The 23,090-nt window shown below is 42.8% G+C and carries 15 protein-coding genes; all 15 read left to right on the forward strand.

Features of this window, described 5'->3' with window-relative positions; all coding sequences use genetic code 11:
- Window positions 1-111: 111 nt before the first annotated feature.
- The 15 genes from NST38_RS30995 (at window position 112) to NST38_RS31065 (ending at window position 23,019) form a co-directional block, all read left to right on the forward strand.
- Window positions 112-1,449 carry a hypothetical protein gene (locus NST38_RS30995; RefSeq protein ID WP_341344367.1) on the forward strand — a complete coding sequence of 446 codons (1,338 nt, stop codon included), beginning with the start codon at window positions 112-114 and terminating at the stop codon, window positions 1,447-1,449.
- A gap of 75 nt (window positions 1,450-1,524) precedes the next feature.
- Entirely contained in the window at window positions 1,525-3,966 is a 2,442-nt protein-coding gene (locus NST38_RS31000) for a phage tail tip lysozyme (RefSeq protein ID WP_341344368.1), read from the forward strand.
- Window positions 3,967-4,198: 232 nt separating this feature from the next.
- Window positions 4,199-4,834: a hypothetical protein gene (locus NST38_RS31005; RefSeq protein ID WP_341344369.1), complete on the forward strand. Its 636-nt coding sequence runs from the start codon at window positions 4,199-4,201 to the stop codon at window positions 4,832-4,834.
- Window positions 4,835-4,837: 3 nt separating this feature from the next.
- Window positions 4,838-5,518 carry a hypothetical protein gene (locus tag NST38_RS31010; protein ID WP_341344370.1) on the forward strand — a complete coding sequence of 227 codons (681 nt, stop codon included), beginning with the start codon at window positions 4,838-4,840 and terminating at the stop codon, window positions 5,516-5,518.
- A gap of 30 nt (window positions 5,519-5,548) precedes the next feature.
- Window positions 5,549-5,953, forward strand: a complete 405-nt coding sequence (locus tag NST38_RS31015) for a hypothetical protein (RefSeq protein WP_341344371.1) — start codon at window positions 5,549-5,551, stop codon at window positions 5,951-5,953.
- A 275-nt stretch (window positions 5,954-6,228) separates the two neighbouring features.
- Window positions 6,229-6,426, forward strand: coding sequence for a hypothetical protein (locus NST38_RS31020; protein WP_341344372.1), 198 nt, complete (start codon window positions 6,229-6,231; stop codon window positions 6,424-6,426).
- Entirely contained in the window at window positions 6,423-7,073 is a 651-nt protein-coding gene (locus NST38_RS31025; RefSeq protein WP_341344373.1) for a zeta toxin family protein, read from the forward strand. The genes NST38_RS31020 and NST38_RS31025 overlap by 4 nt, the downstream gene beginning before the upstream one ends.
- 333 nt (window positions 7,074-7,406) lie before the next feature.
- Window positions 7,407-8,960: a hypothetical protein gene (locus NST38_RS31030; protein ID WP_341344374.1), complete on the forward strand. Its 1,554-nt coding sequence runs from the start codon at window positions 7,407-7,409 to the stop codon at window positions 8,958-8,960.
- 555 nt (window positions 8,961-9,515) lie between these two features.
- Window positions 9,516-9,983, forward strand: coding sequence for a hypothetical protein (locus NST38_RS31035; RefSeq protein WP_341344375.1), 468 nt, complete (start codon window positions 9,516-9,518; stop codon window positions 9,981-9,983).
- A 231-nt stretch (window positions 9,984-10,214) separates the two neighbouring features.
- Window positions 10,215-11,261, forward strand: coding sequence for a hypothetical protein (locus tag NST38_RS31040; RefSeq protein ID WP_341344376.1), 1,047 nt, complete (start codon window positions 10,215-10,217; stop codon window positions 11,259-11,261).
- 73 nt (window positions 11,262-11,334) lie between these two features.
- A complete protein-coding gene (gene mobL / locus NST38_RS31045) occupies window positions 11,335-13,551 on the forward strand; it encodes a relaxase MobL (RefSeq protein WP_341344377.1) in 2,217 nt (738 codons plus the stop codon).
- Between the two features lie 155 nt (window positions 13,552-13,706).
- Entirely contained in the window at window positions 13,707-14,456 is a 750-nt protein-coding gene (locus tag NST38_RS31050; RefSeq protein WP_341344378.1) for a hypothetical protein, read from the forward strand.
- Between the two features lie 161 nt (window positions 14,457-14,617).
- A complete protein-coding gene (locus NST38_RS31055) occupies window positions 14,618-16,492 on the forward strand; it encodes an AAA family ATPase (RefSeq protein WP_341344379.1) in 1,875 nt (624 codons plus the stop codon).
- A 396-nt stretch (window positions 16,493-16,888) separates the two neighbouring features.
- Window positions 16,889-19,225 carry a hypothetical protein gene (locus NST38_RS31060; protein ID WP_341344380.1) on the forward strand — a complete coding sequence of 779 codons (2,337 nt, stop codon included), beginning with the start codon at window positions 16,889-16,891 and terminating at the stop codon, window positions 19,223-19,225.
- Window positions 19,226-19,326: 101 nt separating this feature from the next.
- Window positions 19,327-23,019 carry a type IV secretory system conjugative DNA transfer family protein gene (locus NST38_RS31065; protein WP_341344381.1) on the forward strand — a complete coding sequence of 1,231 codons (3,693 nt, stop codon included), beginning with the start codon at window positions 19,327-19,329 and terminating at the stop codon, window positions 23,017-23,019.
- The last annotated feature ends 71 nt before the right edge of the window (window positions 23,020-23,090 follow it).

A 23,090-nucleotide genomic window follows, 5' to 3' on the forward strand; every position in this document is an offset into this window, starting at 1 on the left:
AAATGGGAGGTGGCATGATATATTAAATAATATTTTTAAAAATTGCTATACATACAGCATTTTTAAAGTTATTTAAAGATTTTATTTAAACGAAGAAAGGGAGTATATAGTTTGGCCAAAGTACGTTTAAAAGGACTCCGAAACCGCGGGTCTGAACAAGTTGAAGTGGAAGGTGCAGATGAAGTCCCGTTCCTTGAACGTATAATCCAATTACGTGACCGGCTTAAATTTGGGCCTCATCATCGGATGGAACGTTTTACGATTACACTTAGTGCGACGCTCGCTTTTCTTCTGTTGTTTTCAGGCTTGTCATTAGCACAAGACCAATCGAATGTAGCAAAGCAGGCATCGACGCAAGCTCGATATACGGAGAGTTTCACGTTCTCGTTGTCTGGTCAGAAAATGTATGTGGATGGCGTGTTTGGTGATTCGAATCATACGGATGTCATGATACTTCTGCGCTTAGAAGATCCAAAGGGGATGTCTGTAGACGCGAGCAATTATCAGCTTTTTATCACAGGGTATGACAAGAGTATGGAATCAGGACCCAAAACGACCTTCTCGTTGTTCGGGTCTACTGGTTATGGAGTGATTCGTTTCCAAAGTGAGGAGCCCATTCCGAAACAGATTTTGGATGTGACGATTCGGGCAAACGAACAATTAACGGCTCAAAGCGGAACAGGAACGAGCGGAGATAAGAACAACACTGATGAGTCATTCGCTAAGTATGATCAGGGCCGTTTTTATGTAAATCCTGGTGCAGATAACATTACAATATTGGACTGGCTTGCTCCCGGGGAACAGAATCCGGCCAAGTTGTATACGGCTTTGGTAGCAGAATCTAAAGATGAGAAGATTCATGAAGAACTTAAAACGCAAATAAGCGAGATGGGAAATCTGTTGAATCGAGCAAAAGAGTATACGAACCGCTTAGTGTCAGCCGGATATGAAGCTCCAAAGACACCGTGGTTTGTCGAAGGTGACTACATAGACGAAAATGGCGGATTAGTTGCCGCAAAGAATTTGACTGGGGCACACCTTATTGACTATTCGACGAAGAAGATTCGGGACGGGTATATCAAACAAGTAATGGGCGGTCTTTCCGAGTTCGATTCGTATATGAAAAAGAAAACAGAGTCGAAAAACTTAGGAAACGGCAGCAATAATGTGGTTCGTAAAGAGCAGGTTGAGCAAGTGGACAGTTTGAAAAATGAAGATGGATCGACACTTGAATTAAGATCAGTATCGACGGGCAGCAGCCCATCTGCACAGGTAGCAGCGAAAGATTCAACGGAATCGCTTCTCCAAACGTGGCGTTCTTATCTCTCAATCAAACAAAAGGTTCAGCGAGATTTGATGCGTAGTTTATTGGTGCTCGATGCGGATGTGTTGTCCCAAGAGCTGGGTTTCTCAGAGCAGCAAAATGATAAAAGTGTAACGTATTACTAAACGCACCTTTTGCTCAAATGCATCGTGGATAGAGAGGAGTTAGGCAGCATGGGAATGAGTGGGGGAACGGGGGGAATGAAACCGCCAGGGGGCGGTGGCATGGGTAGCAGCTCGCCATCTGGAGGTCGAGCAACTCAGAAACCGCAACGGAACAAGGCTCCGGAACCGACGGGCAGAACGATTGAGAAGCCGAAGGCTGGCGGTGATGCTAGATCGAAACTTGCGAGCGGTGTTCGAAGCGGATCATCGTCACGGAGTACAGATGGTATAGGTGATTCGAGAGCGGGTAACGCAAAGTCAAAGTCAGAAGAGGGCGATAGAAACGCATCGCAGAGATCTTCTAACGCTTCGAATGCGGCGGGTAAAAGAGAAACCGATGGGAAATCCAATCCATCATCATCTAAATCAGCAAATGGAGATCGATCTGGGACTGCTACAGGCAAGCCAGGGGGGGATCGCAGTACCAAGGGGGCTTCTCCTTCGAATAAAGGTGGATCAGATGGCGTCAATAGCGCTAACTTAGGCCGAGAAAAAACGGACGAGTCCAAAAATGGAAATAAAGGAGAGCGGTCCAATCCGGATTCTAAAGAGAAAGACCAAGGAACTGCTTCTAAAAATGGTAGTGCAGAGGATTCGGGCAAGAAAGATGGTTTGATGGACAAAGCGAAAGGCCTGACTTCGAATGCTACTGGTGTTGATTATAGTGACAAGAGCATGAAAGATCAGCTCGAACACCAAGCGGCGGACGTAGCAATGGATTCGACACCAGGACTCGCTCAAGCGAACAGTGCTCGAAAAAAATTGAAAGAGTTTAATAAACTAAAAAGACAGGCCGGCGGCGGAGATGACGGTATCACGGATAAAGCAGAGGAAGCAGCTGATAAAGCGGTAGATAAAGGGATCAAAGCAGTGAAGGTCATAGGAGCTACAGCTGCCGGAAGCAACGTTGCTGGTCAAGCTTTGTTGGGCGTCATGATGATGAAAATGATGATGATGGCCAAAGGGGTCGCAATGGCGGCTATAAGTAAGGTCATGGGCGTTCTTGGAACGGTTTTTAATGCCGTTAGTTCATTTGTTTCAGGACTGCTTGGCGTCGGGGCTGCGATAGGTAATGCCATCACTGCGGGTGTGGCTGCCGTTTCAATTACTGTAACGAGTGTACTGGGATATGGGGTTATCGATGATCTAACTTTAAAGGATGATTCGTTTGGAAGTTGTGTTCCGGAGAGAACAACCGTAAGATCCGGCTCACAGGATTATTTATTAGGTGGGGAACTCGAAGTCGTTCGTGAAGCGAACGCTGTGAAAGTGTGGTCCGTGTACGAGCGACTTGGTGGGTCGAAAGAGCAGACGGCAGCAGTTCTGGGTAACTTACAGCATGAAAGTGGCCTAGATCCAACGGGGGTTGAAACCATTTATAATGAGCCTTTTCAGATTGGTCCTCGAAAAGAGACTGCGATGAGTGTAAAATTTCTCGTCAGCAAAATTGATGCAAAATATGCTGCGAAGTATCCGGCAATCAAGTATGTTGGTATCGGACTCGGGCAGTGGACGAACGGACGGAATACGTTATTGGTTAATTACGCAGCGTCACAAGGTTCAAATTGGTATGAATTTGACACTCAGATAAAGTTTATGCTTGAAGGCGATGATTCTCTTCGTCAAAAGCAATTAATCAATTTCCTACATACACCACCGAGCAATGTAGAAAAAGAAACAGAACGATTTATGAATACATGGATTGGCCTAAGTTCTCCTAATAAATCGCTCTCACAGCGTCTACAAAATTCAACGAATTTTATGTTTGTTCTTGAGCGGTCAACCACAGATACGGCGTATGCCGATAGTATTTTGAGCGATGTAAACATAGGAAGATCTGAAGGTAACAGTGCTGTGGCTGCCTATTACCAGGATGATGGCTGTGGCAATCCAATTAAGAGCCATTATGGAAATCAATCCATAGATGGTACAGGTGAGGTTCCAGCCGATTTGGTTTTGATACCTTGGTCACGCGAAACACTTCCTGCATCCCTTCGAGTCTATGCCAAGAATCCGGAAGATGCAGGGCTTGCCTGGGGGAATGCAACAGGATGGGCCAACGGGATCGTGCCGGACCAGTGCGCTGCCCTTGCGCATAGTTACTTTATGCGGCTATATCCGGACTGGAACCAAGGTGGAAGGCCAACAGAACGGCCGTATGGTGATGGGAAAGACGTGGCCGATCGATGGGCTGAACATTACGATCAGGTGGTTTCAGCCATACCGGCTGCTGGTGCTGTATTCAGTGATGCAACAACAAGCCGATATGGACATACGGGTGTCGTCCAGCACGTCTTTGCGAACGGAGATATTCTTGTTAATGAACAGAACATTCGCGGGGTTAGTGGACGAAATGGCGGTCTTAGTTATTCGTGGAGCTGGCGTGTAATTAAGAAAGATCGATATGAAAAAGATCACTGGAAATTCTTCAAGCCGGCAAATGCCGTACCGCAATGGACAGAACTAGAGATATACTAAATGATTGATAAAACGCTGGGTGTACAGTATAATTGGAACATTGTTCGTGGAAATTCATATTTTATCGATATTTTTATGCAAAAAATGTGCAGTTAATTAGATATTAAATACGAAAATTATATGATTTTAAAAATTGTTAATATTTTATTTGCATAAATTAAACAAAAAAATCGATAAAAAATATGACATTTATGTGCAATAAATGATGAAGAATAGGAAGGGGTTTGTACATATGCAGAGTCGTGCCGTTGGTGTTTTGAAAGCATATGGGATACCGATCGTTTTGGGCTTGATTGCTTTGATCATGGTTGTTCTGATCTGGCAGCAGAACAAAAAAATCGATACGCTTGAATCCGATATCGCAGGTACTCAGGAATTAATACAGGGTGCGGAGGTCACGAAAGAAAATGTGGATGAGCCGTTCGATTCAAAAGAACATGAAGAGATTCTCCAATCACGAACAGTCTCTGCAAAAAAGATCGGAGGGGAAATTATTGCGGTGGAAGATATGCTTGCTTCGTTTTATAAAACGAACGAGGATCTACCCGAGGATCAAGCCGCTTATGATGAGCTTTTCAACAATCTCGAAAAGGCGAAAGCCGAGAACACTCGGTTAACAAATGCTACAGAGAGTGATCACATTCAAACATGGAAGTTGAATCCTGAATGGACACTCAAGCTTGAATCAATTGTTACATACCAGGATACCGATAACGTTCCTGTATTGTTCAGTATGACGACGAAAAGTGGGAAATCAGCGGGTCTTATCTATGCCATATATGATGTGGCTAACTACAAGCTAACAAATATTAGCCGGCACTACACGACGGATGGTTTGGATGATGAAGCCGATGTTGGGGGGGCATAACGAATGAGGAAAAATCGTAAACCGTTTTGGATTACAATGACAGTAGGTTTGATTTTAGTGGTGCTGACTTTGTTTACATATTCAAAGAACTTAAACCAAATTAAAAAGCTCGACGCTGAATATACCAAGCTTAGTAGTCAGCTTAATCAAACAGAGCAGGATATTGCAGCAAAGCAGGATGAAGTAACATCAGAAAAAGCAGAGTCCGTCAAAAAAGTGACTGGTCTCGATCCAGAGCTTATTCAATCGGATTCGACAGAAGCCGAAAAATACTTTGTAGCAGCGTTCAGCTGGAGCAATGGGACTGAATATGAAGGTGTACGAAATCAGTATATTGAATCGCTGGGCGAAGATAATTCGTTCACAAAAACATATTTGCCGCCCGATACGAAGATCGAAACGAATGATGGGATGCTGTCCTTCATCGATTTTAAAAAGTTACGAACAACCATGGATAGTATCTATGTTGTGCCGATAACAGCGGAGGGTAACCGTGTACGTTATGTAGCTTTCGTTCAATATATCATGCATAAAGATGGCAGTGATTTAGCGAATACGGATGCACTGGAACGAAGTGAAGCTATTATTGAGTTTACGGCGGCCGGCAACCCTGCTGAGGGAGATCGGCGGATCACAGAGGTCAGTGCTAGAGCTGGGTATAGTGCAGGGCTTCTAGATAATTAAAGTGGGTAGGACAAAGGGGACTCAGGTTCAATGAAAAATAACAAAGCTCAACCTCAGGCGGAACGCATGCTGAATGTGGTTTCTTCTCCATCAGCCCTACAGGACAGCAGCCTACCTGCTGATGATCGAAACATGAGTAAAGGATCACTCTTTGTGACCAGAGCGTTCGGATTCATATCGCTGGGTATAAGCTTTTCTCTTTTTGTACAACTTGTACCATTTTTATTTCTTTTTGTTGCAGGTTACATCGGTATTCCTGCTGACAAATCGCTAAACAATATGAACTCAATGGTTTGGATTCTAACTTGTGTTACGATCATGCTTGTGACCGTGTACGGATTTATAACTTGGATGAAGTTTTTATGGCGTCGTTTGATCAGCCAACCGAAATCGATTTTCTCACTGATCAAACGTAGTAAGAAAGGGGCCGAGTAATCGGCTTTCTTTTTTCGCTCCGTGCTTGCGTGAAGCGAGGAGAAGGAATGTGCAACCTGTTGCGACATCGTAGCCCAGATCCAAATTTAACTCCAAGTTTTCAGAATACCCTCACTTATAAAGATGGGATGAAAGGCAACGGTCTTCCCTCTTGGATTAGCCCGGGCTATAATATTCTTGAGGATGGCAAAAGGCGTAGCTAAACTTGAAAAAAATGATCCGTCCATAACAGTGTGAAACTTTTACGTACAATTATTTAAGGAGGGTATATTCACATGAAACGTATGTCAATTTCTGAATTGAATGAAATTTTAGAAAAAGCAACATTATCGGCCAGAGAAGAGGCTAAAAGCAATGGTGTGCCCATTGTATATGAAGAAAATGAAAAAATGATCAAGGAATATCCGGATGGCAGAAAAACAGAGATCATATATGACGAAAATGGTAACAAAAAGGAAATTGAATACCCATGAATAAACCCGTCATGACTGTTTTTGCTGGAACGAATGGAGCAGGGAAAAGCACACTAACCAAAAAATTTAACGATCAGTTGGGAGAGATTATTGATCCGGATGCCATTGCAAAAACGATTAATCCTCGTCATCCGGAATCAGTTTCTCCATCAGCTGGAAGAGAAGCTATCAAACGCGTCCGTGAATGTATACAGAACGGAAAGAGCTTTTCCATTGAAACAACGCTGGCCGGTAAAAATGCAATACGGCAAATGGATCAAGCCAAAAAGGCAGGATTTGAAATAAACCTGTATTACGTAGGTCTTAAAAACGTGGAATATCACATCGAGCGAGTAGAAACGCGAGTTAGGAATGGTGGACATCATATTCCAGAAGAGGATATCCGAAGACGATATGACCGATCGATCGCTAACTTACCTGAAGCATTAACGTTATCCGATCGCTCTTTTATTTTTGATAACACCTCAAAATTTAGATTAGTAATGGAGTTAGAAAGAGGAAAGGTTCAAACTTTATCCAAAGATATTCCCCAGTGGGTTAAAGGTGCCTTTCTAAAAGGATCGGAGAAAGAACAAGATCACACTCATGCGGACGAGATTGCACGCGAAGATATACAAAAAACGAAAGAGCAAGATTTAGAACCATGATTAGATTAGCTGATATGAAAAAACGGAATTACATATCCTTCGCTACTACTGTCAGACGTTCGTCAGACCAGTGAGCCATCCAGGTGTCCGCAACCGCGACAACCTGCTTTAAGTCCATAGATTGCACTGATCGAGCCCTTGCGTCTCACTTGGAGCACGTGTCCGCTTTCACTTAGTGTTGCAATTTAGGCTGGTTGTTGCTTCGTAGTATTCATTTTTAGTGCCCCTAAAGAATACTCCGTTTCAAATGTTCTCTGTTTTGGAACGGAGTCTTAAAATCATTCTTAATGTAGAACCATATAGCAAATTACTATTATCATCTTCGGAGGTCTTATGAACATTAAGCGTTATCTGATTCTATCTATGGTATTGTTATTGCTTTTCACGGGAACAATGACTCCTTGGGACAGCGTTTACGGTAGTGCCGTTAATTCGAATGCAGAGACAAAAGACAAAATTAACCTCCAGTGGATCCCTCACAACTATAGGATAAATGGAACAGGAGAACCTATAATCAGGAAAACGACAGTCGATTATACTACAGGTTTATTTACGAATGAAGACACTGTGTTGGACTTCGTAGACACTTCTTCCGGATATTCTTTCAATTCGATAAGTGGGATGAACACGAAAAATCCATTAATCACTTATGCGATATTGAAGAGTGGAATTACAGAAAAAATTCTAAAGTATGATAGCCAGAAGAAAATCGTTACTACCCTCATAGATCGAAATACCAACGATGGCATAATTGATGAAGTCTATCCGGATGCAGGGATGTATGTCGTAGAGAAGGGAAGCAGAGAATACCTCGTTTATTCTTTAGCTACCAACAAACTGATACATAAAGCAAAAGAACGCCCCCAAGAAAACTCTAATATTTTTGTAACAAACTACTTGTACCATAATTACTTTGATCCAGAGTTGTCCATAGGAGCCTTGTATGTGGAAGCAGGTAAGTACTATGATCCAAAGCAGTATGGATATGTTCCTTACCCGGGTGAGTATCCTTACGAGATCAAGCCTAACGGAAAAATAGTAAAGCTCCATACAACTAGAAATAACGCCTCAGATGACTATGTTTACAAGAGAACATTGAATGACACGGTTGTTCTCCTTCAAACAAAAGTAAAAAAGAAGTTCAAGCACGAGCTCATTATTAATGGAAAGAAAAAGACCATTTTTGAGACAGACACGAGCCGTCCAAGTTATGCCTTTGCCATCGCTCAATCAAGTCCAAATGGTAAGTATGTCGTGCTCTGGGTGAACTTTGTTGAAAACAATAGATCGGTCAAAGGAAAAGAAGAATATCGGATTTTTGACACGCAGACAGGGAAACGAGTTCAAACCATCCCTATCAATACGACTGGATCATCTTCTGCTATTAATTTCGGAATCAGTTGGATGGCAGATACAGATCATATCTTCCAATCAGGTATATTAAATCATGGTGCTTATCGTGTCATAGGGACCGATCTAACGACACCTCGCAGATATGGAAATGTTGTTGGCGACTTTACTAAACCTTATTATACATTTTCACTGAATGACTACTTGAGTATAAATGATCCTATTCCGGTGAGTTTTGAGGGGAAATACATGCAATATAATAGTCAGGGGACGTTCCGTCATACTGATCTAACTACTTACACACCTATTGCGGAATTGATGAGTCTCTTAGGAGGAACCATTGGTAATAAAAACGGTGAAATCACCCTTGCTTATCAAGAAAAGTCATATAATCTGGATCCCAAAAAACAAATCGTTTGGAAGAACCGCACCTATTATCCGATTAGAGATATTCTAACTGGCCTAGGTTTAAAACTATTGACTAAATCGAACAAACTCGCTTCCGAAGAATGGAGAGAGCTTCAGATTGTGAAGTAGTTATAGAAGAGTTGTGCAGGTTTTATTGATGAAACGCTGCAAATCATGAAACACGATATACTAAAGCCTTGGAGAAAAACTCCAAGGCCTTTTCTATGTTGACCAAGCGATAATAGATAATATGTAGAGCGAACAAAAACAGACATATATACAAAATCCTATTTTTACTTATTACATAGAGATAACTTTTTGAATATCGTCGCTCCTCTCATCATACGGAATGAAGTAATATTTGTAGACTGGTTAGAATTAAGCTAACAGGAAACGGTAGTTTAACAGAGACAGCGGCAGTCTAATGCTTATTTTTCTGAATCTAACGATAGTCAATCTTATAAACCCTGTCAGATCAAGTTTTTCAGTGTAGAAATTTCCTTTCACTGGACACTTAGAGCCCGTACCGTGAGCCTTATCAGATCATTCATGGTGGTTTTTTTGGGCTTGGTTGTTAAACAAATGCGATCAAATTTACTTATAAACGCCTTGATGCTCAGCGATATTAAAGTATAATTGACGTAGAAGTTGAGTAAATCAATGCAATAGAGGAGAGAATTTATCATGGTGAAATTTAAAAAAGGGCAGAGTTTTAAAAATCAGAGAGTGTACGTCGCCAATTTCAGTGAACAAACAGGGGCAAACAGAAATGGTATGAATGTGGCGTTTAGTATTGCTAACGACACTCGTGAAGGAGATGACGTATTTACGGACCCTATGCTGGTATACGATAAATTTATGAAAGACGGGCAAGAGAAAAAATATTACAAGACAGAGTATTCGGCAAGTCAATGGGAAAAAATCATGAGTGCTGCGAATAAAGAAGGTCCCAACCTGGTGATTGACGCCGATTTGATGCCAAATAGTAATGGTCCTGGCCTTGTGGTAAACACAAATACGTTAAAAACACCTGAGATCCCTTTTGATAGAGAAAAACATATGGCCATAACGGAAGCTGCACGCGAGGCTAAGAAAGCGAAAAGGGAAGAACAAGAAATACAAAAAGAGGATGAATCGGAACTTAGCATCTAAATGACAATAGTCTGATCATGTGAAAGTTAAGAAGACACGGGCCCTTTTTGCCCGGTATCTTTTGGATATAGAAGATAATTATATTTAAAAATAGTAAAAAACGCTGGTTGTATAGTGTTTTTAAATTTTATCAACTAAAAATTTATGAATTGAAATGATATGATAGATTCAAGAACGAACCAAGCTACATACCATCGACAAGCTGTCGAAAGAGAAGGGAAGAAATTAAAAATGGAAGTGCTCTCGTATAATCGAGCGAGTAATCAAGGAATGAATATGCGCCGGCTGTTCGATGTCCAATATAATGCAAGCCATCTAGACGTAAACGGTAAAACTAAAACATTTGACAAGTACAAGGTCCCTGCAGTCATGCATAGCCGGGTAAATAAGATAAAATTTATTTTCGAAAGCAATTTGTCTGGTTTTAAACGTCCTCAGATTCACGTAGAAGCAGATGTGGAGCTGGCATGGGGAGATTTTTCTGACCATATTACAGCTCTGAATTTTAAGCATGAACAACAAGAGCTTTTGCTTACGTATGTGCAGCCGTTAGAAGACGAAACGCTTAAGGTATTAATCGATGCTGGGTTGTACCGTGAGGATCGATTCGAAGAGTTAATGGGCAAGTTCATGGCCGGGGAGACGTTTGACGCTGAAGGGGATATGCACCTTGAGCATATGGATGTAGCAGAAGACCTTGGTTCAAAAAAAATGGCTGCAGTGGTTCTAGTTGATCCAGTAAACATTGTCCATGACAAGCATGATCCATCAGAACGCACAAATTTAGCAGATTTGGTTCGTTTAGCGGCAAAGAACGTAATTGAATTACAAGATGAAGGCATTAAACTTGAAGATTTGGTACGACCAGAACGAGAAGAACCGAAGCAGCTGATCATCGACTCTCCAATGGAAGACGTGGTTGCAGCTATCGGTGAACAGCAGATTATCGATGAAGTAGACAATTCATTAATTAGGGCCTCATCAACTCTGTTCGGTCAGGATATCGATGTAACAGACAAGATCAAAGGTGCATTGAGCCTTAATCATTTAAGTGAAGATGATCGCATTCGCGATCTTAAAGAGCGAGATCGGCATGAAAAATTGCAACAGCAGCAGTTAGAATCGGATGAGGTTCATCAGCAAAATCTAACCTTAGTTAACATAACCGAAGCAGAAACGCTTGATCCGAAGTTATTCGATGGAGGGATTATCTCAAACCGGCGGACGTGGGATCAGGATGATGATCGCGAAAACGATGATGATGGTCCTAAGCTATAGAGTAGCTCCTAATAATTTTGAAAGTGATAAGGGTTAACCTTATCACTTTTTTTGTGAGAAAGGAGATTCCGCTATGGGGATGAAACAAGACATCGTAATTAAGAGTGAATACACAAACAATGCACGCAGCCACTCTGGAAAAGGATCAAGAGGATCATCTCCTGGACAATACGTGATGAGTTATATGACGCGAGAGGATGCTACAGAAGTTCTTGCGCCGGTTAGAATGTCAGTCGCGGCGGGGGGAAAAGATTACCCCGCATATGACAGCGCAGCGTTTACCAGGTACATGGCTCGCGATCAGGCTACAGAGCGTTTGATAGCAAAAGATGATGAAGATCTACTAAACGCGGATGAGTATGGATCTCCGCTCGTTTTGAAACATAAATTCCGACAGATCGATAAGTTGGCAGGACGAGCGTTTGGGCGGAATGGCATCAGCTTGTCGCATGCAGAGTTAAATCGTTCCTCCGAAAACATTCAGAATGCATTTGACGAAGGGCATTCCGTTCAGAAAATCGTTCTGAGCTTCACTGAGGAATATTTAAGAGAAACAGGTGTGCTTGATCCTAAATTTGTACATAAAGGTCGAGGTTCATATAAAGGGCATGTGGACCAGCTCAAATTAAGGCATGCTGTTATGAACGGTGTTGAGCGAATGACGAAAACTGGACGCTTTATTGATCCAGAATGGGTTGGAACGATTCAGCTTGATACGAGTCACGTACACGTCCATATTGCTCTGACCGATACACAATTTTCGGAATTGCGTATGAAAAGTGATGGGGCGGATCGAGGCAAAATCAATGAACGAGAAAAAGCAATGCTGCGTAAAGGAATTCATTACAGTTTAGAAGACATGCGGCAGTTGAAATCATTTCACGGACAAACGTCCATAGAGCGTCGTAACGTTGTCTCTTACGTCAAGGACTACGCTTATGCAACGATGCAGGAGAATTCATCGATTCAGCTCCTAGTCGCAGGATTGCCGAAGAACAAGAAACAATGGAGATATGGAACCAATCAAAAAGCAATGAAACATTCGAATGCCCTCGCTGTGAAAATGGTAGAGAAATTGTTTGCAGACGATCCGGATAAAAGTGGATATAACAAAGCCATGCAGGCGGTTTTAGATTATGCTGAAGAATCCAGCGTGAAAAATAAGTTGAACGATCGCGCCAAAAGAAAGCTGATCAAGGAAGGTCGCGAACGGATTATCGAGCGTTCCGTGAATGGGCTATATAAAATGCTTAAAGGGGTTGATCCTGCAGAATTGACGACTCGTACAACGATGACGGATATTCAGTCGAGCTCTGATGAAGATCTGGCAAAGGCTCTTAGACAAACGACTGAACCAGGTACGTTTGATCCGGCGGCCTTTGCATTGCGAGTACGCGGCTACAACGAGCGGCAAGATGTACACACAGGACGCGTGGGTGCGTTCTATTCGCTTGCTACAGAATATGACATGGCGAAAGTAGGTGGGCTGGTCGATGATACTGCTCACGTTATGCGTCTTTTTTATGAAGAAGAACTGGAATTTCATATGGGGCTGGCCGACAAATACCGTACTTTTCTGTCCTTCCATCATAGCAAGGATGTCGAGAGTGTTCAGCAAATGGTCCCAAGGTTTGATTCACTGGTTTCCAGGTATGGGGACGTTGCCAAGATGGAAAGAGAGACGCTGCGCGTTGACCAGCGGGTTCGAGACGAGTATATGCGTGATTTAAGAGCCTACACCTTCGAATGTTTCCAGCAAGGCGTAGGATCGTTGAAAGAGTGGAGGGCGATTACAGATTATGATCGAGAAGCGGGTACGGTCGAAACCCGGTTTGTTCTACCGGTTCGTCCAAAAACGCGAGCTGAAAATTTGAGTCCGATACACTTTGATACGGTGAAAGCATGGGATGTGCATCACCTGGGACTCGATTACTATAATAAGCCCGATGCTCGGATTGATACAAAGAACACATTATCGTTCGCTAGTGTTTTTGAATCACGTAAAAGACGAGCGGAAGCGGCAGAAATATATGTAAAGGGTACGGAGCAAAACCTTCACGCACTGGAGTTCGCAAAGCGTGATATTAGTGATATGGAAGAGGTTCTCCAAAAAGCTGTAGATGAAGGTTTGATTCAAACGGTGACGCTTGAAGACTGGAGTTCGGAGGATGAACGGCAGCTCTACACATTACCACTTGATCGATCGCTTAATGTGGCAAGGCAGGTCCGTCAAAGTATTGAGCACATAGAAATGATGGAACAAGAAGAACAAGAGGAAGAATTGGGGTAACAAACGATTTTGTTTGTTAAACAAAACACGAGAACTATGGATGCGTTGTTACTGGATTATGTTTTATAATAAGTTATACATAACATTGAATGGTGAGCGTTTTATATAAAACTTCGATGGAGTTTAACTATCAAAAATAAGAGAGGGTGAGCACAATGAAAGATCTTGCCATGATGACTGCCACGCAGCGGCTGAGTGAGTATTTTGCGCGAGAATTTTCAAGATTGGATACTGAGTCCAAAGATTTAAATGATCCTGCAGCACAAGAGGAACGATCCATTCGTATTGGTGAGGTCAACGACTTGTCTGATACGTTGAATGTACTATTTGCTGCCCTTAAAGAAAGTCCGGAATGGAAACTGTTTTCGCATTACGGTGAACATAGGGGGGAAGTCAAAGATACATCTTGGTTGCAGGTACCAGTAAACACGAGTGTGTCAGAAACAGAAGGGATTAATCCAGACACTGTGGAGCAGGATCAGCATTTGTCAGTAGCCACGGTACCTGTTTCTACGTTGTCCCCAGCACAGCAGCGAGCCGATGAAATTTTGGAAGAATACTCAAAAACTGCCCCGCGTGATATCGCCCAACATTTGCCTGAGAATGATCGTCCGTTCGAAATGCTTTTAGGGTCAATGGAAAGTGCAGCTTCGGTCGAATCTAATAACAATGATTTAAATCTTTTGCCCGAGAATTTCCCGTCGGTTGCTAACCATACAACACCAATCGAGCATGTAGGACCAGATGAACTAACCGACAGAGAAGTGCACCAGGGTGCGGACATTCCTATTAATGAATATCTCACTCGAAAGAATCCTGAGCTTGTTCCGGGATTAATAGATGCTGATATTCTCAAGTTGCGACCAGCTTATAACGTAGGTGTGCAGAATGTCGTCATAGAATAGAGATTGTTATTTAACCGATGTAACGTATACGGCCACATCGCATAGACATTTTAGTGTCTTGTCATGTGGCCCTTCTCATGGATCTTTACCGAATCCTCCGCTGTGAAAAAAGAATGTGGGTTCCTTATCCAATGAGTTACAGATATGAAGGAGAGACACCTATGAGTATGATTCTTGAATCCCCAGAACTGCAAAGGGGATTAGAACAAGAAAAAGGATTCAACCTAGAGAAATACCGATTCCTTTCAAAATACGCAACATTTATGCAGCCTCCCAGTCGCCCGGTGCTTGGCCGTGAACCCGAAATTCGTCGACTGCTTGCCTCGCTGAACCGCGCTGAGGTATCTAATGCATTTTTGCTGGGAGAAGCGGGATCTGGTAAAACGATGCTGGTACAAGGGACGCTTGCGCGGGATACGGATCGAATATATGTGGAAGTGGATATCGCGAAGATGGCGGCGAGTGACAACGGTGAAGATGGAGCTACGCAAATGGCTTCTCGGATAAAAGGGTTGTTCGATGACGCTGAGAATTTCAGGCGTGAAGTCGAGCAAGTGAATAAAGACTTCGAAGGTAGCGAGATTACTCGTAAACAATCCTCAGAGCTTGTTCTGTTTATGGATGAGTTCCATCTGCTGGTGCAGCTCTCTCCAGCTGCAGCACAGGCGATCAAACCAGCGCTTGCTGAAAGCGGACGTCGGGGGATTAAAGTAATTGCAGCTACGACGTTTGCTGAGTTTCATGAATATATCGAAAAAGACCAGGCCCTCATGCAGCGGTTGCAAAGGATCAATATTCGCGAGCCTAAGAAAGAAACGGTTGTGTCCATCTTAAGATCAATCGCAAAAACACATAAGGTTGCGGATGCGATTTATGACGATTATTTATATGATCTGATTTACGAACTCAGTAACCGATATGTGCCCGCAGATTCACAGCCGCGTAAAAGTATCTTGATGCTTGATAGTATGATCGGCTGGATGCGAACTTTTCCAGAGGAATACAAAATGGATAGGAAACTTCTCGGAGATGTAATTTATGATAGCACGGGTGTACAAGTATCCTTTAAAGCAGATGGTCGAAAGATCCAAGAGCAGTTGAATAAACGGGTCCTTTCCCAACAATTCGCGATGCAAACCTTGGAAAACAGATTGCAAATCGCGGTGGCTGACTTGCACGATAAAACCCGTCCAATGGCGAGCTTTCTGTTTACTGGTCCCACAGGTGTCGGTAAAACGGAAACAGCTAAAGCTCTTTCGGGGATTCTGTTTGGGGATGACCGTGCAATGATTCGCTTCGACATGTCCGAATATGGATTGGAGTCATCCCTTAATTATTTCCGTGAAGAGCTGACAGATCGGGTTTGGAACAGGTCGCATAGCATCATTCTACTGGATGAAATTGAGAAGGCTCACCGGTCTATTACGCGAATATTGCTTCAAGTTTTGGACGATGGTCGTCTGTCCAATGCACAGGGAAGAGAAGTAAGTTTCCTCAATGCGTATATCATTTTAACAACGAATGCAGGTAACGAAGTCTATGAGGGCATTGCTCATTACGCGAAAAGTGATGATGGGGCTGATGGGATGCAAGAATATTGGAAGGTTATCCGTCAATCTTTAATCAATCACCCTTCGTTTGCACCGGAAATTATCAACCGGATGAATGCCATTATTCCGTTTCATCCACTAAGTGCGCAGACGTATGAAAACATTGTGATTAAGAAGCTTAAAGACTTACAAGATGTGGTGTATCGAACACATGGTATAGCCGTTACGATCAATCAAGATGTTGTTACATATTTGGTTCATGATAAGTTCGATATAGACACAAATTCCGGGGGAGCGCGTGGATTGGTTTCCTTAATGGATACACATGTTGTGGCGGAAATTTCTCGTTTCATCAATAGCTATCCAGATGCTAAACATATAGGGGTATTGGTAGCAGGGGAAATGGCTCATGGGGATAAAAGTAAGTTGAAGTCAACTGCGTCTATCAAAGTCGGGAAAATTGATTCTAAGCAAGTAAGACGTTAGGGAACTAGAAATGACAGGTTTATATTCTATCTTAATTCGGGCCAAATGGACCGAATTAAGATGGAATATGAATTATATAATACTTATAAAATAAATCAAAAACGTTGTGTGTACAGTGAAATTCGTATTGTATCAACATGTTTTGTATGGTAAAATACTCCTAGGTATTATGTCGTATTTTTTCATTTGAGTGAGGGGCAATGTGTGAGGAATCTCGCGGTTTGATCGAGTTGAAAGATCAGATGTTAAGCGATTTGTTCAGTCCTAGACGCCACCGAAGACGATGAAAAGTATACGGATGGTTCGGTTAAATTAGACGGGGAAACAAACAGTAGATTGAGGTATTTGAGGTTACTTACACGATCTAGCTGATTTAAGGAAGAGAGGTTTCGTTTAATGGGATTTTTCACACGAAGTAAAAAAGATAAACCGAATGATTCAGAAGAAAGTGCAGTTGCGGTCGCGAGTAAAGATGACGATGAGTCTGGTTCCGGTTCCAAACTTTTTGGTCGTGGAGCAAAAAACAATCAAAGGGGTAAAGGAAAACGTTTTGGTGGGAAGCAAAAAGATAGGACACTAGTCCAACGGATGGAGCTCGTCGAATCGGTTGCTTCAGCTTCGCTGGAGGTTCTTCATGAACTAGTAGGGCTTGGCAACTCAGCGGTCCGAGAAGTGGATGACGGCTTTTTGCTTGTGGTTATTACGAACGACATGCTCGTTGCATCGGGAGTAGATCCATCTGGCGAAGATTATGGTTCTTTTGCCGAAGCGCTAAGCTCAGAATCGATTGAGTCACTTACCTTAGCTGCAGACTATGAAAATGACATCATTGGTATCATTCCTTCAAGTGATACGCTGGCTTCGCTTGATGAGTATGAATTTATTCACGATATGCCACTTCAATGGGCGATTGTACCCTTTGATTTGACGGACGAGTCTCGGTTAATCCTTATGGATTCGACTGTCCATTTAGATCGTTTGATAGAAATTGCTAAATCACCATCCATTGAACTGCGAATCGAAGGCAACCAAGTTGTAGATAACGGAGAAAGTGAATGGCAAGATGAAGATGACGAAGATCAGGATGACAGAGCTGACGATAATGATATGGATGAATCGGAAAATGATATCAACAGTTATCAAGAGGATATGGAGTATACATACGACGCTTTCTCGGCCGAAAATAATGATCTTTTTGGTACTCAAACCGAGAGTTATACAGAATCTAGCTTTGACGAAAATAATTTTGAAAATGAAGAATTTGGTGAATATACAGATGATGAGGAGGACGAATTCGACACCACTCCGGCTAGTGATCCGTTCTATAGCAACAGTGAAGAAGAACTAGATTTAGGTGGTGGTTTTTCCTCAGATCCAGTTGTAAACCATACGGATCTGACGGCTGAGGAATCGAAATCGATAATCACGAAGGCACTTGAACATACCTTCAATAATTCAGAATTGAATTTATCCGTTGATCTTGTCAAATTTGATGATTACTTTAGTTCGTTCACCATTGTTAAATTTGATGAAAATCCTACGGACGATAGTGAGCTCCAGCGTACCGTTTCGAATTTACGTAGAGATGCGAATGCTGAGATTAGACAATTTCACGAAATTGAATACTTAAACCTTCGTAATACTTACATTACAAACCTTCGTGGTATTCATTCTCAATTAGTAAGTACACTCGATCACAATGATGAAAATACGACGTACGGAGGACGATTCCATGAGATTGATACAGTGTACGACGCTGCGATGTCTGATATGGATAGATTGGCCGCAAACGAAGCTAAAACCATTCATGCTACATATAACGAAGAACGGGAAGCTTACGGCGAGAATGCAAAGCGAGAAGCATTAGCGGTTTACGATACTCGTTATCGTGATGAGCGGAATAGAAAAATTGAAGGCGTGAAAGATGCGCTGAAAAGTGAGATTAAGTCGAATCGAGATATGGCTCGAGGTGAGTTGTTCAGTGATCGCCGTACGGTTGCAGCGACGTTGTACGATAAGGCCACTACGGCACTGCTTGTGAATTTGCATGAACAATTCCAAGAAATCATGGAAAAAGAATTGCATATGCATGACAAGTTCCGCAAAAATATCGAAATTTATCTCCGTGAGCAATATTCCAACGAAGTACTACGTGCAAAAGCGGAAGCGGAGAGACTTAAGCAGAATGAGGAAGCGGATCATGTTCGTCGTGAATATAAGCAAATGCTTACAACAAGTGAGGAGATGCTTGTAAAAGCTGAGCAACAGGCTAGATTGGCAATTCAGCAACTGGAAGAGAAGCATAAAGATCAGCTGAATGAGTTGAAGGCTGATTACGAGCGTACCATTGATCGTGAAAAGCAGGAAAGTGATAGCCTCAAAGCACTGCTGAATCAAGCAAACGAAAACACCTCGAAAATTGGTGAGCAAAAAGAACGTGAGGTTGAGCATACAATGAAGGTCTATAAGGATCAAATTGAGTCTCAAAAGCAAGATCTAGCGTTTGCGCGTGAACGGGCGGGTAAAAGTCAAAAGCAATTGCTCTTGGTTTATGCTGCGATCGGAGGGGCTGCTCTTGCAATTGGTATCCTCTTCGGCTTCATCTTCGGAGCCAACTCAACCCATCAACAAGCGCCTGCAGCTCCAGCGGCGCTGACACAGCCGGTTAGCATAATTCATGGAGCTGATGTTCCGTCGGTGGACAATGGGCCTATGAACGGCAGCGTAGCCTAACGCTTTCGTTTTGATTAGAACCGCTCCTACGTGGGGCGGTTTTCTTTTGTTGATTCAAGGCGACACGCTGCGGACGTTATAGCAAATAAAGGAGTGGTTCCGTGCCGAAGAAAAACACATCGAAAAACTGGAATCAGATTAAGAACCAGAAATATAAGGAACGAGTAAAAAACCGAGAAGTCCATGAAACGCAAAATATGGTGCGCGGTGAACGGGGCGAAGTTGATAAACCCATTAAAGAGCGAATCTTAGCCGTATTTTTTGCGATAATATTTGCAGCCATGGGTTATGTTGTCGGTCTTTTGGTTGTCATAGGCAGGCACTTCTATGTTTATTTCGAGAAGGTGGGTGCTGCCTCGTTTACTGGTTTTGATGCAAGTAAGTATAACGTTTTTACGACTTGGCAGTTGTTCGTATGGACCGGTTTTGTTTTTCTCGTGTCCTGGTTGATCATTAATGACCGGATGATGGCGTTGTGGCGATCCAAAAACAGCATGATCGATTCGACAGACATCAATACATATGAGAATGATCAGCATATCGCGCTTCCGGAAGAAATGAGACGAATGTATGATTGGTTTCCAGATGCAGGGGCCGAATCCAATGTCCAGGTATCAAGTATGCTGAGCCACGTTATGATCAGCAACAAGGGCCTCAAAAGTATAGATATGGTTCAGCGTTACAAGAAAGACCTTATAGAAGATGGCGAAATCGTCGCCTATAAAGGTGATATCATGTACGATGACAATGGTCAGCCGATCACGAAAAAAATGCCAATCATAGACGAGGAATTCGGGCGTGATCTATTTACGGCGAGCGGTATACCCCTATCGGAAAAAGATATCCGGACTCCCGTTGATGTTCGTAAGATCGAATACAACGAAATCGACGATTCGGGTGGACGAAGCGATCGGGATAAGCAGCCGTATGATATGGTTGTGGATTTAATTAATAACGACTGGACATTCGAGGATCATGAAGTGCAGCGGCCTGCAGGTGCGTACCTCGTTGATACCGCACCAGTCAATACGATGGTCCTGGCCATCACGCGAGCTGGTAAAGGTCAAACGGTGATTGAACCGACGATTGATATGTGGACCCGCGAAAAGCGCAAAAACAATATTGTTATCAATGATCCCAAAGGAGAACTGCTTGTTAAGTTTTATATCCCGGCGACAATTCGGGGATATGAGATTGTTCAGTTTAATTTGATCAACCCACTTAACACCGACATTTATAATCCCCTTGGTTTTGCGGCCGAAAGTGCGAGGGAAGGTGACTTCACGAAGGCTGCAGCATACATCGAGAATATCGGTGATATCTTTTTCCCACGGGAAGGCGCAGAAGATCCCATGTGGCCAAACGCGGCAAACAATGCATTTAAACGTTCGTCTTTCGGTTTGATCGATTTCTATCTGGAAGAAGAAAAAAGAATACGTAAGCAGGCTGAATTAGAGGGCTGGCCTGAAAAAAAATTGATGCAGAAATTGGATGATATGTGGGGAGGCGTTACGCTTTACAATGCGTATCAGCTTTTCGTTGTATTATCAGCAAAAAAATCAACGGATCTAGAGACAATCCGCATCGATGAGGATGATACGGCAAAGGAAAAGGACTTCCTAACACTCTTTTTTGATGCAACGGCAAAGTTACCACTAAATGAAATGAGGAAGCTTGTTCAGAATACGGACAATGCGCTACGCGCGATGGCTGGCTCCGACAAAACGATCGCATCGGTTTATGGGATCGCTCTAACGGCTATGTCATTTTTCACGGACCCAACGATTTCTACGCTGACAAGTGGTAAACCTTCTCAGAATTTCGATGCGAAAGGATTGTCATTCCCGCGCCGTATTGGCGTTCGGTTCGCTTCAGAGTATTTGGATAAATATCGTTTAGTTGGTTTGCAGTCCGTTTGGTCGGCATATGAAGATCCGAAATTTGAAAAGCAACTGGATAACAAATTATTTGGTCACACTCAAATTATTGACCGTGAAGGATGGGCGCGTTATTTCTTCGATGGTAAATTTCCAAATCGTAAAAGTTATATCAAACTTGAAATACGCAATCCGAAAACCCGGCTTCTCGTAAGATCGTTTTACTTTGAAGTGGAACTGACGTATAAGACCGATCTTTCAGGACGCCGGTATGTTAAAGATCCAGTATTGAATGAGAAGATTATTAAAGATGGGGCACTCCGCGAAATGCGGTTAAATCGAAAAAAAGGTGAGTACGAATACAAAGATACATTAGTGAAGCGTCGTTATCATGATCTCCTGAACCAGGAATTTGGCGAGCAAGTGGTTGAAATCCCTGCGTTCAGTCAGAGGATGGTGAAGTATACTGAGCGTCCGAAAGCGATTTTCTTTATTACACCGCCGCACCTTATGAGTTATGCCAAATTGATTTTGATTTTGATGAAGCAAATGGTTGATGTGAACTTCGAGAGCTCCTATATGACGAAAGACAATCAAAAGCCACTCTATAAGACCCGCTACATGCTCGATGAGGTCGGAAACTTACAATCGGAGGGTAATGGTATTCCAGCCCTGCAAACCATGCTCTCGATCGGTCTGGGCCAGGATCAGCAGTTCACTTTGATCTTACAAACACTGCAGCAGCTACGGGACGTATACGGGGACTCTGTCGATAAAATCATTCAAGGTAATACGGAAAACATTGTATTCCTTAAATCGACTGACGATTCTATGATCGACACGCTTGTGAAAATGAGTGGTACAACGCACGAGGCGCGGGTCGATCAAAAAACGGTTACGCGGGATAACGAGCGGATTTTATATCAGAATGAAGGCAAAATCAGTTACACGATGCAGACCAGAGAGCGTCCAGTCCTTATGTTTAATGATTTCATGTTTATTGAGGCACGTAACTCGATCATCATTAAGGCGGGAACGAGCCCCATCTGGAACCGTAATGAATCCGCCTACCCGATGTCATACCGTCTCTTTCAAAATCAGATCACTCTTCCAGGCAAGAAGTTTAGCCTGCAGACCATTCCAACAAATTCGTCGGCCAAAGATTTTGATGTTAGAAAAAATCAGCCAGATTTCTTTAATATGTTGGAGCAACGTCTGAAACAAGCTAGAATGGCCGATTCAATGAAACAAGCATATTTGGAGGCGTACGGACTCAGCGAAACCGATTTGATTCGCCAGGATCAGAACGTTGTAGCGGATGATATCATGCATGCGATTAACAGCAGACTCTATAACATTTCACATCGATCTGTAGCCAGCATGGAGGATTTTGAAGATATAGAGGAAATGGATGAGTACGGTAACATCTTAGATACAGCGGTGGATAACGTAGAGATCGTGCAAGAGGTGGCTAGAGCGCTGAACCTACAAAGCGAACACCAGCAAAAGCGTTATGCGGATGGTCTACTCAGTCGTGATGATTTAATTTCGATCGGTGGCCAGGTTAATCGCCAACTGGATAAAGTGCTCGCAGCTGCTTATGCAGAATCAAGATCATATTTTGAAGATGCACCGGGATTCCGTACAAGTGAAAACGGGGAGCTGGTAAGCGATAGCGGTATATTATACGTTCGCAGCTCAAGCGGGTCCAATAAAGCCGATATCGATGCTCTGCAAGAAGCAGAGCGGGACGAGGATTCACGTGTATTCGGTGACGACTTTACCGGAAACGAGACTTTCTACGAAGTAACGGATGCGTTTATAAAGTATCTATCAGGTCTTGAATCATGGCGGGATCTGGCACAGGGCCGCTTCGATCAAGAAGCAAGTCGTGCATATCAACGACATATGCAATAAGTAAAGATACAAATAAACATGAGGTTGTGAAGAATGGGTGTTTTGTTACCTCGGACCTACTAATTGTTTAA

The sequence above is a fragment of the Paenibacillus sp. FSL H8-0104 genome (assembly GCF_038050215.1).
GTDB lineage: Bacteria > Bacillota > Bacilli > Paenibacillales > Paenibacillaceae > Paenibacillus > Paenibacillus amylolyticus.

Excerpts from the sequence above, each read along its gene's own strand:
- NST38_RS31030 (WP_341344374.1), top strand. The coding sequence starts at position 7,407 with ATGAACATTAAGCGTTATCTGATTCTATCTATGGTATTGTTATTGCTT.
- NST38_RS31060 (WP_341344380.1), top strand. The coding sequence starts at position 16,889 with ATGGGATTTTTCACACGAAGTAAAAAAGATAAACCGAATGATTCAGAA.
- NST38_RS31055 (WP_341344379.1), top strand. The coding sequence starts at position 14,618 with ATGAGTATGATTCTTGAATCCCCAGAACTGCAAAGGGGATTAGAACAA.
- NST38_RS31025 (WP_341344373.1), top strand. The coding sequence starts at position 6,423 with ATGAATAAACCCGTCATGACTGTTTTTGCTGGAACGAATGGAGCAGGG.
- NST38_RS31000 (WP_341344368.1), top strand. The coding sequence starts at position 1,525 with ATGAAACCGCCAGGGGGCGGTGGCATGGGTAGCAGCTCGCCATCTGGA.
- NST38_RS31010 (WP_341344370.1), top strand. The coding sequence starts at position 4,838 with ATGAGGAAAAATCGTAAACCGTTTTGGATTACAATGACAGTAGGTTTG.
- NST38_RS31035 (WP_341344375.1), top strand. The coding sequence starts at position 9,516 with ATGGTGAAATTTAAAAAAGGGCAGAGTTTTAAAAATCAGAGAGTGTAC.
- NST38_RS31005 (WP_341344369.1), top strand. The coding sequence starts at position 4,199 with ATGCAGAGTCGTGCCGTTGGTGTTTTGAAAGCATATGGGATACCGATC.
- mobL (WP_341344377.1), top strand. The coding sequence starts at position 11,335 with ATGGGGATGAAACAAGACATCGTAATTAAGAGTGAATACACAAACAAT.
- NST38_RS31050 (WP_341344378.1), top strand. The coding sequence starts at position 13,707 with ATGAAAGATCTTGCCATGATGACTGCCACGCAGCGGCTGAGTGAGTAT.
- NST38_RS31020 (WP_341344372.1), top strand. The coding sequence starts at position 6,229 with ATGAAACGTATGTCAATTTCTGAATTGAATGAAATTTTAGAAAAAGCA.
- NST38_RS31015 (WP_341344371.1), top strand. The coding sequence starts at position 5,549 with ATGAAAAATAACAAAGCTCAACCTCAGGCGGAACGCATGCTGAATGTG.
- NST38_RS31040 (WP_341344376.1), top strand. The coding sequence starts at position 10,215 with ATGGAAGTGCTCTCGTATAATCGAGCGAGTAATCAAGGAATGAATATG.